Below are 13652 nucleotides of genomic sequence, written 5' to 3'. Positions count from 1 at the left end.
TATGATAAGATTAGGTTATTTAGACGAGAATAAGGGTAATAGGAATACTTTTAACCGCATTTTCAAGAAAGATTTTGAAGTTGTTATGCTTGACGACTTTACCAAGGTGTTTACCTTGGACCTCCTTTTAGAAGAAATTGACAGGCAAGAAATACAGGCATTGGCTGTTGATTATAAACTTGCAGAAAAAGGTGATGTCCAGTATGATGGAAATCAGGTGCTTGAAGTTATTAATGAACGCAAGCGATATTTTCCGGTTTTTATGATGACATCATATGTTGATGCTGCTATCCAAAGAGTTAACAATGCATTTCTCGTGAATGACAAGGACGGATTGAACGACCCAAAGACGGTGGAGCTGCTGAAAAATCAAATAAAAGGTTCTGTTGAGTCCTATCATAGGATAGTACATGATGTGGAGCAAAGAACAAAAGAATTGGAAGCCAAACAAGATACAGCAGATGGACTGTCAGAAGATGAGGAGAAAGAGTTGCTTAATTTGCACGTGGAGTTGAGTAAAATTGACCCGGCAGCAAATCCCTTGTCGCCTGACAAAATGCAGACTGAGGCAGTCAAAGACTTGCGTAGCATTGTTTCACTGTCAGAAGAGATTCTGAAATCTTTGAATAAATAGGAGTGGTATGAAGTTGAGAGAAAAAACGCCTACCCGAACTGTCGGGGTTGCGCATCAAAATGATTTCCATGCCTATCGCAATCAGCTAAAAACTGATTTCAATTGTCGGTGCGGTTATTGTGATGACAGGGACACTCCTCGTGCTTACAGTTTTGAGATAGACCACTTTGTGCCTCAGACTGTAGATGACACAAAGGTGACTGAGTATTCTAATTTAGTCTATGCATGCAAGTCGTGTAATAATGCGAAAAGCAACAAATGGCCCACTGGTGATAAAACAAAACCCAATGATGGGAAAGTGGGGTGGGTAGATCCTTGTTCTCAGGATTATGATTCTCAATTTGAAAGAGGAGAAGATGGTAAGATACATCAGGTAACTGAGTTAGGAGGCTGGATGTATGAAAATCTGAAACTATGGAAGAAGCAGCATGAGATTTTATGGAACTGCGAGCGATTGGAATCAAATATAGATAAACTGGAGGCTTTATTTGACAAGAGTTTTATTCCAGAAGAGAAAAAGGATGCGCTGATTGATTTGTACAGACAATATCGAGGCATTATTAATTCGTTTTATGGAGTTTGATATATGTCGTCGGTAACGTTGTCTTATATTACTCGCAATGTTCCTGCAGATGAGCGAACAGTCAATAGGCTGTTCGTATCTGCTTTTATAGAAAGTAACGGGATGGTACCCCCCAAATCTGTATTTCTTTCTCAGTACTGTATAGGTAAAGGTGATGCTGATTATGAGGCTTTTCAGAATGTGCGCGAACATATTAGAGATGAATATGGTTCAAAAATATCGTTGGAAATCCTGGTGAAGTTGTTCGAGTTTGTTATATCACCGGCAGATAGAATAGTGACGGGTGCAGTATATACACCTAAGGATGTACGAAGGACGATATTGCAGAAGGTATTAGGTGATAAAAGTGAAGAAAATATCTGGAATATCAGGATTGCGGATATATCATGCGGATGTGGAGGATTCTTGATGGATGCTGCACAATGGATACATCATAAGACAGGGAAAAAGTATTTAGAGATATTCGGAGAGAATGTCTACGGGATTGATATACAGGAGTATTCCATAGAGAGAACTAGGGTGCTTTTGAGCTTACTGGCGCTTACAGAAGGGGAGGATGAAGATTTTGAATTTAACCTTTTGTGCAGAGACACGCTAGATTTTAGATGCGGAGATTGGAATCCTCTTTTTATTGGGTTTGACATCATTGTTGGTAATCCGCCGTATGTCTGTTCCAGAAACTTATCAGAAGAGACTCATGCAAAGTTAAGTGCCTATGAGGTTTGCTCTTCTGGTCACCCTGACCTATATATACCTTTTTTCCAGATTGCCATCGAAATGTTGAATGATGCTGGTCGTCTGGGATATATCACAATGAATACCTTTTTGAGGTCTGTCAATGGCAGAGCGATAAGGAACTATTTCTCGCGGAATAGGTGTTCGATAAGTATCGTTGATTTTCGTGGTTACCAAGTTTTTGATTCGAAGAACACTTATACGTGTTTGTTCTATTTAGACAAACAAGAAACGGCGGAGAATATTCATTATGCGGTGAATGAGCAGGGTGACTTAACTGATAATGGGCACTACACAGCTGTGCCGTTTGAAGCATTGGATGATGAGAAAGGATGGACGTTGAACAACTTTGATGAAACAACGGCTATTGAAGCGGTAGGTATACAAATTAAGGATTATTGTTCCTCCAGACATGGTATTGCAACTTTGAGTAATGATATATATATCTTTAAGCCTGTTGCTGAAAATGAAGAATATTTCTATATTGATCAAGAAGGGACTAAATTCCCAATAGAAAGAGGAATTTGTCGCGATATTGTGAATCCTAATAGACTCAATGCTATTGGTGATTTGGATTTGTTGATAGAGAAGGTTATTTTTCCCTATCGAATTGAGAATGGTCGCGCTTTTGTTTATACTCCTGATGAAATGAGACGACTGTTTCCGAATGCTTTGGCTTATTTAGAGGCAAAAAAAAATGTTTTGACGAATAGAGATAAGGGCAAAACCTGCACCTACCCTCAATGGTATGCGTTTGGACGAACGCAGTCTCTGGTTATGCCTAGATATAAGTTGTTTTTTCCGAAGTTTGCAAATAAACCTTTACGATGTGTAATTTGTGATGATCCAGACATGATGTTGTATAATGGTTTGGCATTTGTAAGCCCGAACGAGAAAAAACTGAGAATATTAAAAGCAGTTATAGAAAGTAATCTATTTTGGGGGTATATTCAAGCTAATGCAAAGCCATACGCTTCTGGTTATTATTCGTTAAGCGGGGTAGATATTAAGCATTTTGGAATACCTGAGTTCACATCAGTAGAAGAGGATGAATTGTTGACTATGAATGATAGGATGGGAATTGAAAGGTGGTTGAGGGTGCGATATGGACTGACTGTGTAGTGACGAGAATTATTGAGGATATTTGGTAGAGTATTACCACACATTGGAGTTGTTATAATCAGGAATTAAGGAAGTAAGATATATGGGTGCCAACAAATTGTAGATATGACAGGCTTCAATTCATACATCAATGGTCTTGACCTCTCTGCGCTGAATGAGTATTGTGTTAATCACGGACGTTTGACACAATACGCTAAAGGCGATTATTTCATCAAAGCAGGTGAAGAATCTCGGTTTATTGGGCTTGTTGAATGTGGCTACTTCAACTACATGGTACATAATTCCTCTGAACAAAAGGATTATATTACAGGCTTTGCCTTTGAGAGGGAGTTTGTGGGCGATTATCCAAATTGTCTTTCAAACAAGACGTCAGAAGTGACAATTGTTGCAGGCACTTCCTGTAAGGTCTTTCAATTAGGTGGTGAAGAATTAGGTAAACTGTTAGATTCCAATGGTATGAGAGAGCTTAAGCGAGCCATATCCGACCATCTCTTTTCGCAGGTCTATACACAATATCTTGATACTTATCGCATGACAACCAGGGAGCGTTATAAACGTTTACTCCTTCGTTGTCCTGAAATAGTACAAAGTATCAACCTAAAAGATATAGCCTCTTATCTAAAAGTTACACCAACAACTATCAGCAACATACGTAGAGAGATAACTTTTGGTCTGTAAATTCTCAAAATGTTTTGAGAGTTTGCCATAATGACGCTTCTTTTACTTTCTATTGTGCTTAGGCTTACAATAAACTATTACTTTTGTACGCAAAAAGCACAATATGAATATCGTTATCATCGGAGCCACCTCTGGTATTGGTAAAGCTCTTTTCGAGAAATATGCAAATGAGAACAATAGAATCGGCATTATTGGCCGACGAGCACATTTGCTTGACAAATTGTATCAGAAATATCCATCCAAGACCATTCCTATTAAAGCAGACATTATCAACTTGGAAGAGATTGAGCAAGCCATCAATGCGCTTCACAAAGAGATGGAATACATTGATCTTGCTATCGTGTGTGCTGGTACTGGTGAGATTAATGACACTCTTGACTATGCCGTGGAGCGGCCAACAATTGATACCAATGTTGTCGGTTGGACGTTTGTCATTGACATGCTTTATCATATCTTTGAGCAACAAGGCTGCGGCCATCTTGTTGCCATCACTTCCGCTGGTGGACTGCGAGGCGAACCAATGGCTCCTGCTTACAGCGCAACTAAAGCCTATCAAATCAACTATATGGAAACTCTTCGTAAGAAGGCTTTCAAAAATGGAGAGCATATAATTGTTACAGATATTCGTCCTGGTCTCGTTGACACAGCAATGGCAAAAGGAGAAGGATTGTTTTGGGTAATGCCTGTTGAGAAAGTAGCCGGTCAAATCATTTCTGCTATTCGTAAGAAGAAATCCAAAGCCTATGTTACCAAACGATGGCATATATTAGCGATAATAAACAAATATCTTCCTTATTGCTTATATAAAAGAATGTGACTTCCCAACATCGCAATAAGAGTATTATTATGAAAGCAGTTTAGTTTACTCCGCTTCATATATAAAGGGGGATAAACTAAACCTATTTTCCCACGCAAGAAATCGAAATTATTGACTATCAGATATTTAGCCTTTAAACGGTAGAAAAGTGCTAAAACTGCTCAAAATTATTTTCAAAAACCTCATTTTTAACGTATTTGACATTTATTAAATGGCAATATGCTTCAAGAAGGCTAAAAATAGGCGAAAATATAGTGATTAAGCCAGTTTTGAAAAGGCTTGGCACCTTTCTCAAATTATATAACATGTGCTTTTGTTCTTTCATTAGGTTGATTGTTCGTTAAATATTGATATTTTATGCTCAATATATTGTGGCGAATAAAGTAAGCGTTTTACATCCCTTAGCCTTATCCGCATGAATGAATCGAGAAGATATTTCTGAGAACTGAGTGAACATATCATGGAGAATATCATGGGGTGTTATGCTTCGATATATTTGCCTGGGTCGAATGATTCATGCTCCCCATGAAATACATATCCCAATTGATTGGACACGCATTTAGTATTGCCTATCTCGACATCCACGTTGTAGTGGGAGTGACCGTATATCCAGTAATCGATGCCGCTTTCCTTGATGAAGTCTTCCAGTTCAACCGTGAAAGCTCCGTTAGCTTGGCTTTCGGCAAACTTGGGGCATTGCATCTGGAAGGATGGAACATGATGGGTTACGACAATTTTTCTTCTGGCCATGCTGCCTGATACAGCGTTCTTCAGGAAAGCCAGGCACCTTTCATGTTCCTGATTGAAATCCGCAAAGGTGAGAAGGTTGCCATTGAAGATGATGCGCCGGAAGTCACTTACCACTTGTTCCGTATAATATGCCTCCTTCAGGGGAATCATGGCCCAAAGCGTCGTGATTATGAAATCAATGTAGCCTATATGCACTACGGCGTTATAATAGCTGCGGACATTAGGACGTATTTCAAGACAATAGCCATCTTTAAGCTTTGCGATGTCGTAAAACTTGTAGAACTCATGGTTGCCCATACAGGCTATTACCTGTTGGTAGTTCTCTGATGCCCAGTCCCAGAATGGATGCTTGGTATAGTTGTCATCACCCAAGTAGCCGATGTCGCCAGCCAGAACGAGAATGTCCCCTTTAACTTGCAGGGGATTCTCCTTCAGGTATCGCCAGTTGTCGGCAAACTCCAGATGGAGGTCAGACGCATACTGTATCTTCATGGCTGTTCTATGGCAAATAATCCGTCTAATTGTTCAAGCAAAGCCTCGATGAACGAAGGATCCTGGTCAAGGGCCTTGGCAAGAGGCTCTGAGAGTGCATCCCAATCATTCCTGATTGAGGCGACAAATTCTTTTATGCAAGCGACGATTGGTTCTGAAGCCGTAATCTGGCTGTCTTCCATGATGACCACGTTCTTCAGCACGTCAGAACGATGCTTCTTGATGTCCTTGCTGTTGACATGCTTGCCATTAGCCTTGTCCTGCATGAGATTGAGGTAGGCACGTGACTTCAGGGCGATGAGGGCTGCTGAGTCAGCATGGCGAAGCCCGTTGGTCAGTTTGCTGTGGTCGATGGTGAAGTGATAGAAATTATCATCCATGATGATGGCACTTAGGCTTGACGTTTCCTCGTCCACAGGCAGCGGCTCAATAGTCAGTCCCTTCGGTTCACCAAGGATGTCTGGATGCCGCGACAGCAGTTCAATCATTTCGGGATAGTCTGGTTTGCCATTGACAAAGCGGTAGAGCTCATACTTAGGAGCTTCACCTTCTTGCTGCTTGCGCTTTTCAGGGCGATAACCGCCTTCACGCACGAACTGCCAGAAGTGTTCTGCAAAGTCAGCAGTCATCTTTTCGACAATGACAATCATATCAATGTCGTGGGTAGCACGAGGACGTACTGCCGTCCCGGTCATAGCGATGTCACAAGCCGTGCCACCGATGATAACGTAGTTCTCTGAGTAAGCTTCAAAAGCTTCGCGGAATTTCTCTAATCCTTCCATTCTATATCATTTATTAAACGTTCAACTTCACCTTCCACTCGTGGGTCAGAATCCTCACGAAGTGAAACGGCCAATGAAAGCTTGTCCACCCATTCAGTTTTTTCACCATTCTTGAATACAGGGGGGTATTTCCATGCCTCGATGAGAATATTGCCATCATACTGATTGGGGCGAATCAATGCCCCAGCTGCTGTATATTCTCTTAGTTGCTTTACACTCATCATAATTATTTTCTCTGGGTCAGGATTGAGCCATGTATAATGCGCAAGGGCATTGATGCCACAGATTGGGAAACTGTTTTCAGAATGGAAATCGTCACAAAAGACACGTTCTTCCACTGGATTTATAAGGTAAGGTTGAGCTTTCTCCCATAACGACCTTCCGCTTTCATTGAAGTGTATAACCTTACGTTTTGAACCATCGGCGATTTTTTGGCAAAAACCAAGGTCAGCAAGACATGTGATTCCAAGTGTGATACTCGGATAAGAATACGGAACCTTGTTCTCAATGTCACGTGCAGCCTTTCTTTCAAGACTCTCTACTTGCAGATGGAAGAGGAGAAGAAATTGAGCTACAGGGCTTAATCTTTTAGCTTGTTTTGTCTTGCGTATGCGTTCATTTGCGATTAGCATAGGCAAGTGTGCATATTTTTCTGAAACTATAAAATAAATATCTTTATATATAAGTCTCTGTCTTTCGTATGCAGGACACTCGTGCAGGAGAAAGACGACAGGCAGACCAAACTTTTCATTAAGTTCGCTTGCGGTAAATGCTAAAGAACGTGGAGTAGGAATGTTTCCTTTGGGTTCTGCAAAAAGCAAGGCGATGCCGTGAAAATTACCATCGTAGAATCGGAATGACAACGAATCGCCGATGCTAATGCCTTTCATCTGAGCCTTGCTCCTTTCTTGAAGCGAAATGGGCTTTCCTGATATAATAACAGTCTTCATATTATAAATATTGCTTTATTTTAAGTTTCATTAAAACGATGCAAAAGTATTAGAATAATCTGATATGACCAAAGGTTTTCCCATTTATTTTGCTTTGTGCATCAAAAATTGTATGTTTTATGTTTTGAGTGGCTATAAATCGCAAATAACTGATAATCTTGGTTGAAATCTCATTGGTTGTTATCTATGCCACTTTCTTGTGCAGAAGTGCGAAAAGATATTGCCGTGAATTTCTTGGGATGTGATGCTATATTGTGTCTAAGGAGTATGCTTTTTGTTCCAAAAGATGACATGAATTGTTAAAAATGCCTTGAAAAGAGATTATTTAATTGCTAACTTAACATATAATAGAGAAAAAACGCTAACTTTGCACTCGTAATACATAATTATATCACTATGAGTAAAACGACAATGGGTAATAAGTTGCCCCGAAAACTGGAGTTGAAGATGCAGACGGTAGGCGAGCAAATTAGGCTGGCAAGGTTGCGTCGTGACCTTAGTGTAGCGCAGGTGGCTGAACGCGCAACCTGTTCACCTATGACCGTTGCGCGAATAGAGAAAGGCGCTCCGACTGTTGCCATCGGCATCTATCTCCGTGTGCTCTATGCCCTCCAGCTGGATGATGACATCCTGTTGTTGGCGAAGAAAGATGAAATGGGTAGGGCCTTACAGGATCTTGCACTGAAACATCGTGAACGTGCCTCTAAAAAACAATAAGGTATGAAGACACTGTATGTATATGCTGATTTCGACTGGCTTGACGAACCGATGCTGGTTGGTGAACTTGGCTATGAATCCCTTCGTGGCTCAGACTCCTATTCGTTCAAGTATGACAATGACTGGCTCCGTCTGTATGGCAGCCTCTTTCTGAGTGCCGACATCAACAACTATCCTGGTCAGCAATATACTCAGCCGGATAGGGACATCTTCGGCTGCTTCAGCGATGCCTTGCCTGACCGTTGGGGACGATTGCTGCTCAACCGTCGCGAACAAATCCTTGCTACGGAAGAGAAACGCCCGGTACGTAAGCTTTCGTCATTTGATTACCTCATGGGTATCGATGACTACTCTCGTATGGGTGGTTTCCGCTTTAAGGAAAATCGAGACTGGGAGTACATCAACTGTGAGGAATCTCTTCGTATTCCTCCTTTGACCGACATTAGGGCTTTGGTGGCAGCCAGCATGGAGATTGAGAAGAGTGAAGAGCAGAACCAGTTGCCGGAGAAGAAATGGCTCCTGCAACTCATTCATCCTGGCACTTCGCTTGGAGGTGCTCGCCCAAAGGCTGGCGTGATGAATGATGAAGGCTGGCTTTGCGTGGCCAAGTTCCCTTCAAGGAACGATGACTATGATGTAGGTCTTTGGGAACACCACAGTCATCTGTTGGCGAAAGAGGCTGGAGTCGTAGCTGCAGAGACGAATGTCATAGAGACAGGTGAGAAATACCATGCTTTGCTCTCCAAGCGTTTCGACAGGACAGCTGAAGGACGAAGAAAGCATTTCGCATCAGCATTGACCCTGCTGGGCTTGACTGACGGCTGTGATGCCAAGACGGGCAACGGCTATCTGGACATCGTGGATTTCATCCTCCAGAACTGCTGTGACGTGGAGCAGAACCTTCGTCAGCTCTATCGTCGAGTGGCATTCAATATCGCCATCGGCAATAGCGATGACCATTTCCGCAACCACGGATTCCTGCTGACCCCACGTGGCTGGACGCTCTCACCAGCATACGATATGAATCCGACCCTGAATGAATACCAGGCTTTGCTCATCAATTCCACAACGAATCATGCTGACCTACAGGTGTTGCTTGATTCCTCGGAAGAGTATATGATAGGCAAAGAAGAAGCCGTGCGTATCATCGAAGAAGTGAAGGCAGGTGTGAAGCATTGGAAGTCAATCGCCACTCGTCTCGGTATAGCCAAGCGAGAAATGGATGTGTTTGAACAAGTGTTCCAACGCTCGCTTAAATGAACAAAAAATTGTAGCATGATGTAGCGGGACTGATACACAACGACTTACATATTATTTGGGAAACAATCCAATGTAGCGAAAATGTAGCGGTATGTATCTTAATGTAGCAAAGAAGACATATAATATATGAATAGTAATATATCATCTAAAATATGACAATACAGGAAGCCATAGAAGCCCGGCATAGTGTGAGGGCTTACAAAGACCAGCCATTGAGCGAGGAAACCGTCAAGGTGCTTGAAGATGAAATTGTGACGTTGAACAATGAAGGACAACTCCACATTCAGTTGATATGCAATGAACCGAAGGCATTCCAAGGGACGATGGCAAAATATGGGAAGTTCCGTAATGCCAACAACTATCTGGTCATGGCAGGAAAGAAAGCCGATGACCTTGATGAGCGCATAGGCTATTATGGTGAGCATCTGGTCTTACTTGCTCAGACACTTGGTTTGAACACCTGTTGGGTAGGACTAAGCTATTCCAAGGTTCCAGGAACGTATGAGCTTGGCAAAGACGAGAAGATTGCCTGTTATATTGCCATTGGCTATGGTGAGACACAAGGTGTAGGCCATAAGATCAAAACCGTTGAGCAAGTCAGCAATGCCAGCGACATCACTCCCTCGTGGTTCAAGAAGGGAGTTGAAGCAGCCTTGCTTGCTCCTACAGCCGTGAACCAACAGAAATTCTCGTTTGAGTATGTCGGCATGAGCAACAATCACCATCAGGTAAGAGCAAAGAAAGGATTCTCCATGATTGGCTATACCCAGATGGACTTGGGCATTGCCAAGTACCATTTTGAGATTGGTGCTGGAAAGGATAAGTTTGAATGGGTATGAAATGAAGCTATTTCTGAAAAAAAAGCTTTTTAAATAGGAATACAAGTAATTGGTCCCATCATAGAACATAATCACTATGAAAAGTGTTAGAAGAGGCTACGTGGATAAGGACGAAGAGTTGTTTGCTGGCGCTCAAAGAATCAAGATTCTGAGTGCCGCGAATGATGCACGATGGCTGATGAATCGTGGCTATAGTGCAGAGTCAGCCATTACATTCTCCTCCAATCACTATCTTCTTACTTCGAGACAGAGGATGGCCATTTTCAGAAGCATTCTTAATGATGATGACAAGGCGACAAGACAGAAGAAGGAAATCCTAAAACCAGGTTCAGAGGTTTTAGTCGATGGGCTGAATATCATCATTACGTTGGAAACGGCTCTTTCACATAGTCTCGTTCTCCGTGGTGACGATGGCGTTTTGCGTGATGTAGCCGGGCTTCATGGCACCTATCGTATTATTGATAAGACGGAAAAGGCTGTAGAACTGATTCTGCAGACGCTTTCCTGTCTTGGTGTGAGGAAAGCGACATTCATTCTTGACAAACCTGTGTCAAATTCCGGCTCGTTGAAACAGTTGATTCTGGAGTTGTCGAAAAATTATAATATTGATGTGGATGCCGAACTCAACATGAATCCCGATCTGTTATTTGTGGACAAGGAGAATGTTATCAGCTCCGACGGTCCTGTACTACAAAGAAGTTTCAGTTGGTACAATCTAAACTCCATGGTTATAAGGAGGATGATTCCTGACGCATGGATCTTTGACTTTAAATATGAGGAATAAAAATTTATGAGAATATTTATAGCAATCAGGTTCACTGAAGCATTCAAGGAACCGATATTCGAGGCACAGGATGCCTTGCGTGACAATGGAGTGAGAGGCAACTTCACATTGCCTGAGAATTTGCACCTGACGTTAGCCTTTATAGGTGAGACTGACAAAGTGGATGACATCAAGGCAGCCGTGAAAGAAGTTTTTTTTGTTCCTTTTGAGATAAAGACTGGTAGACTTGGATGCTTTAATGGACGCAGTAAGGTGATATGGCTTGGTATTGACGGTGAAAAGAAACTGAAGTCGATAGCTGCAGATTTGAGAAATAATCTTGACAAAAGAGGTATTGAGTATGCTCAGGGTAGGTTCCAGCCCCACATCACACTCGTTCGCCTGCCATCTTGCATGCCTTTGGACATTGACATTGAGAAGGCAAGTATGACCGTTAATGAAATCTCCGTTATGAAATCCGAACGAATCAATGGCAAACTTGTCTATACAGCACTGTAAGTGTATTGAGACTCATAGTAATTGAAGATAAATATAATTAACTGTTAAGTTCCAATTTAGCGGACAATAAAAACAAATATGAAAAAGCAACTATTCTCATTTCTCTGCGCTGGTCTCATGCTCACGGCATGCGGACAGCAGAACAAACAAGTAACGACTATGGATTTCGTAGACAACGTAAAGGTGGCACTCTCTGACAGCGGCCACATCAATCTGGACAGCCTCCAGTGGACGCGGGAGCCTGCCGCATGTGAAATCAAGAATGATACCATTCGCATTACCACCGCTCCGAAGACCGACCTCTGGCAGCGCACCTACTATCACTTCCAGAACGACAATGCCCCAGTGCTTCAGATGAAGACGCGCGAGAAGTTTTTCAGCTTCGTGGTGAAGACTGACTTCACGGAGAGTCATCACCGCTTCGACCAATGTGGTATCGTGATGTATCTCGATAGCGAGAACTGGCTGAAGGGCTCGGTGGAATACGAGAACGAGGAGTTTCAGCATCTGGGCAGCGTAGCCACCAACAATGGCTACTCCGACTGGGCCACGACGGCCATTCCTGCCGATGTGAAGACCATGTGGTACCGCTTCTCGCGCCGCGAAGATGACTACTGCATCGAGTGCTCCGCCGACGGCGAGAAGTTCAGCCAGATGCGCATCTGCCACATGTATGCCGGTGCCGACGAGATCAGTTTTGGCATCTATGCCTGTTCGCCCGAGGAATCATCCTTCACGGCTGTATTCTCCGACATGAAGATTACCGAGTGCGCCTGGAAGGCCCACGACGGCCAGCAGCCAGATAAGAAATAGTAACAGATAAATCGGGTTTTAGTTATGAGATTTTATAAACAGATAAAACATTTCCTACTCCTGCTAACAATGCTGTCAGCAGTGGGTTATGCAGATGCACAGATTAAAGTTGAAACATCAGAGACAGTAGAATTGATGTCGATTATTTCCCGCACGGCCGGTTTTCGTGAGTATTGCATGGATAATGGCGGGCAATACACAAGCGACACGGAGACATGGTTTTCCACCTATAGACAGCACCCGGCCGTCGCATATATCAAAGAACTGCGGAATAATTACGGCATATCCTACGATGCCGTAATGTCGATGGCCGTCCATCTCGACACTGACGGGCATAAGGTGTCATTCACAGGAGAAAAGAGTGACCTCGAAAAGCGTTGGCAGAAGGTAGAAATTGATACATTCCTCGTCCGGCTCAATCAGTTCTATTCCGATACCCGCTTCCACGAATTCTACAAGCAGCACCAGACTTTCTACGAGTCCGTACTTCAGGCATACGAGAAGAACGTGATGAAGTATTTTCACCAAGATTGGTACCCCCAGTTCTATGGAACGGAACCGACAGAGCAGTTCCGTGTCATCATTGGTTTTACCAATGGGGGTGGAAACTATGGCACGAACAGGCAAATGACAGGCCAACCCAAAGAAATATTTGCCATCTGCGGTTACTACACTGACGAGACTATGAGCAGTCCGTTTGAAAATGGAATGGACTATGCCTCGACACTTATTCATGAATTCAACCATTCATTTGTCAATGCCTTGTACGATGCAAATTCTGATCTTCTCGATGACATTGGAAAGACTCTGTTAGGGCGACACTATCGAGGTATGAGCAGCCAAGCCTACGGAAACGCCGCCACGGTCATCAACGAGAGCGTCGTCCGTGCAGCAGTCATCATCTATATGCAGGAGAACGGCTTCACTTATGACCAGGTAAAAAAAGAAATGTGCGCTCAAGTAGAGAGAGACTTCCTCTGGATGCCAGAACTAGTTACCACCCTACGTTATTACTCCAAGCATCGAAATCGTTACAAAACTTTGTGCGACTATTACCCCGAAATAGCCAAGTGTCTGGAGAAATATCTGGAAGAAGAAATGAAAAGAATAGAAAAATCATTATAACACTTATAAGACGAGGCGACTTTATGATGTTTTGACGACGAATTCATCGCCTATCTGCTGCAACTGAAATGGT

General features: G+C 42.7%; 15 protein-coding genes. 12 read left to right on the top strand and 3 right to left on the bottom strand.

Annotated elements, in window-relative coordinates; translation table 11 throughout:
• Window position 1 precedes the first annotated feature (1 nt).
• The 5 genes from GRF55_RS06755 (at window position 2) to GRF55_RS06735 (ending at window position 4569) form a co-directional block, all read left to right on the top strand.
• Entirely contained in the window at window positions 2–634 is a 633-nt protein-coding gene (locus tag GRF55_RS06755; protein WP_220367690.1) for a hypothetical protein, read from the top strand.
• Between the two features lie 7 nt (window positions 635–641).
• On the top strand, window positions 642–1217 hold the full coding sequence (locus GRF55_RS06750) for an HNH endonuclease signature motif containing protein (RefSeq protein ID WP_220367689.1): 576 nt from the start codon (window positions 642–644) through the stop codon (window positions 1215–1217).
• Window positions 1218–1220: 3 nt separating this feature from the next.
• On the top strand, window positions 1221–3074 hold the full coding sequence (locus GRF55_RS06745; RefSeq protein ID WP_220367688.1) for a class I SAM-dependent DNA methyltransferase: 1854 nt from the start codon (window positions 1221–1223) through the stop codon (window positions 3072–3074).
• Window positions 3075–3179: 105 nt separating this feature from the next.
• The gene (locus GRF55_RS06740; protein WP_220367687.1) at window positions 3180–3752 is read left to right on the top strand and encodes a Crp/Fnr family transcriptional regulator; all 573 of its coding nucleotides are present in this window, start codon (window positions 3180–3182) and stop codon (window positions 3750–3752) included.
• Between the two features lie 103 nt (window positions 3753–3855).
• Entirely contained in the window at window positions 3856–4569 is a 714-nt protein-coding gene (locus GRF55_RS06735) for an SDR family NAD(P)-dependent oxidoreductase (protein ID WP_220367686.1), read from the top strand.
• Between the two features lie 480 nt (window positions 4570–5049).
• Here GRF55_RS06735 and GRF55_RS06730 read toward each other — a convergent pair whose 3' ends face one another.
• The 3 genes from GRF55_RS06730 to GRF55_RS06720 are packed head-to-tail and all read right to left on the bottom strand — an operon-like array spanning window position 5050 to window position 7543.
• On the bottom strand, window positions 5050–5811 hold the full coding sequence (locus tag GRF55_RS06730; RefSeq protein WP_220367685.1) for a metallophosphoesterase: 762 nt from the start codon (window positions 5809–5811) through the stop codon (window positions 5050–5052).
• The gene (locus GRF55_RS06725) at window positions 5808–6593 is read right to left on the bottom strand and encodes a hypothetical protein (RefSeq protein WP_220367684.1); all 786 of its coding nucleotides are present in this window, start codon (window positions 6591–6593) and stop codon (window positions 5808–5810) included. Before GRF55_RS06725 ends, GRF55_RS06730 begins: the two co-directional genes overlap by 4 nt.
• Window positions 6581–7543 (bottom strand): hypothetical protein, encoded by a 963-nt coding sequence (locus tag GRF55_RS06720; protein ID WP_220367683.1) that lies wholly within the window; start codon window positions 7541–7543, stop codon window positions 6581–6583. The genes GRF55_RS06725 and GRF55_RS06720 overlap by 13 nt, the downstream gene beginning before the upstream one ends.
• A gap of 396 nt (window positions 7544–7939) precedes the next feature.
• On the opposite strand from GRF55_RS06720, the gene GRF55_RS06715 reads away from it, so the two are divergent.
• The 7 genes from GRF55_RS06715 to GRF55_RS06685 all read left to right on the top strand — a co-directional run bounded on the left by GRF55_RS06715 (window position 7940) and on the right by GRF55_RS06685 (window position 13579).
• The gene (locus GRF55_RS06715) at window positions 7940–8260 is read left to right on the top strand and encodes a helix-turn-helix domain-containing protein (protein WP_220367682.1); all 321 of its coding nucleotides are present in this window, start codon (window positions 7940–7942) and stop codon (window positions 8258–8260) included.
• Window positions 8261–8263: 3 nt separating this feature from the next.
• Window positions 8264–9520, top strand: a complete 1257-nt coding sequence (locus GRF55_RS06710) for a type II toxin-antitoxin system HipA family toxin (RefSeq protein ID WP_220367681.1) — start codon at window positions 8264–8266, stop codon at window positions 9518–9520.
• Between the two features lie 152 nt (window positions 9521–9672).
• Window positions 9673–10359 carry a nitroreductase family protein gene (locus GRF55_RS06705; protein ID WP_220367680.1) on the top strand — a complete coding sequence of 229 codons (687 nt, stop codon included), beginning with the start codon at window positions 9673–9675 and terminating at the stop codon, window positions 10357–10359.
• 76 nt (window positions 10360–10435) lie between these two features.
• Window positions 10436–11143: a DUF434 domain-containing protein gene (locus GRF55_RS06700; RefSeq protein WP_220367679.1), complete on the top strand. Its 708-nt coding sequence runs from the start codon at window positions 10436–10438 to the stop codon at window positions 11141–11143.
• A 6-nt stretch (window positions 11144–11149) separates the two neighbouring features.
• Entirely contained in the window at window positions 11150–11641 is a 492-nt protein-coding gene (gene thpR, locus GRF55_RS06695) for an RNA 2',3'-cyclic phosphodiesterase (RefSeq protein WP_220367678.1), read from the top strand.
• Between the two features lie 78 nt (window positions 11642–11719).
• The gene (locus GRF55_RS06690) at window positions 11720–12454 is read left to right on the top strand and encodes a DUF1349 domain-containing protein (protein WP_255563740.1); all 735 of its coding nucleotides are present in this window, start codon (window positions 11720–11722) and stop codon (window positions 12452–12454) included.
• A gap of 24 nt (window positions 12455–12478) precedes the next feature.
• A complete protein-coding gene (locus tag GRF55_RS06685) occupies window positions 12479–13579 on the top strand; it encodes a DUF4932 domain-containing protein (protein WP_220367677.1) in 1101 nt (366 codons plus the stop codon).
• Window positions 13580–13652: the final 73 nt, after the last annotated feature.

It is taken from the genome of Prevotella sp. Rep29 (assembly GCF_019551475.1).
Lineage (GTDB): Bacteria > Bacteroidota > Bacteroidia > Bacteroidales > Bacteroidaceae > Prevotella.
This window is presented reverse-complemented; position numbering and strand designations above follow the sequence as displayed.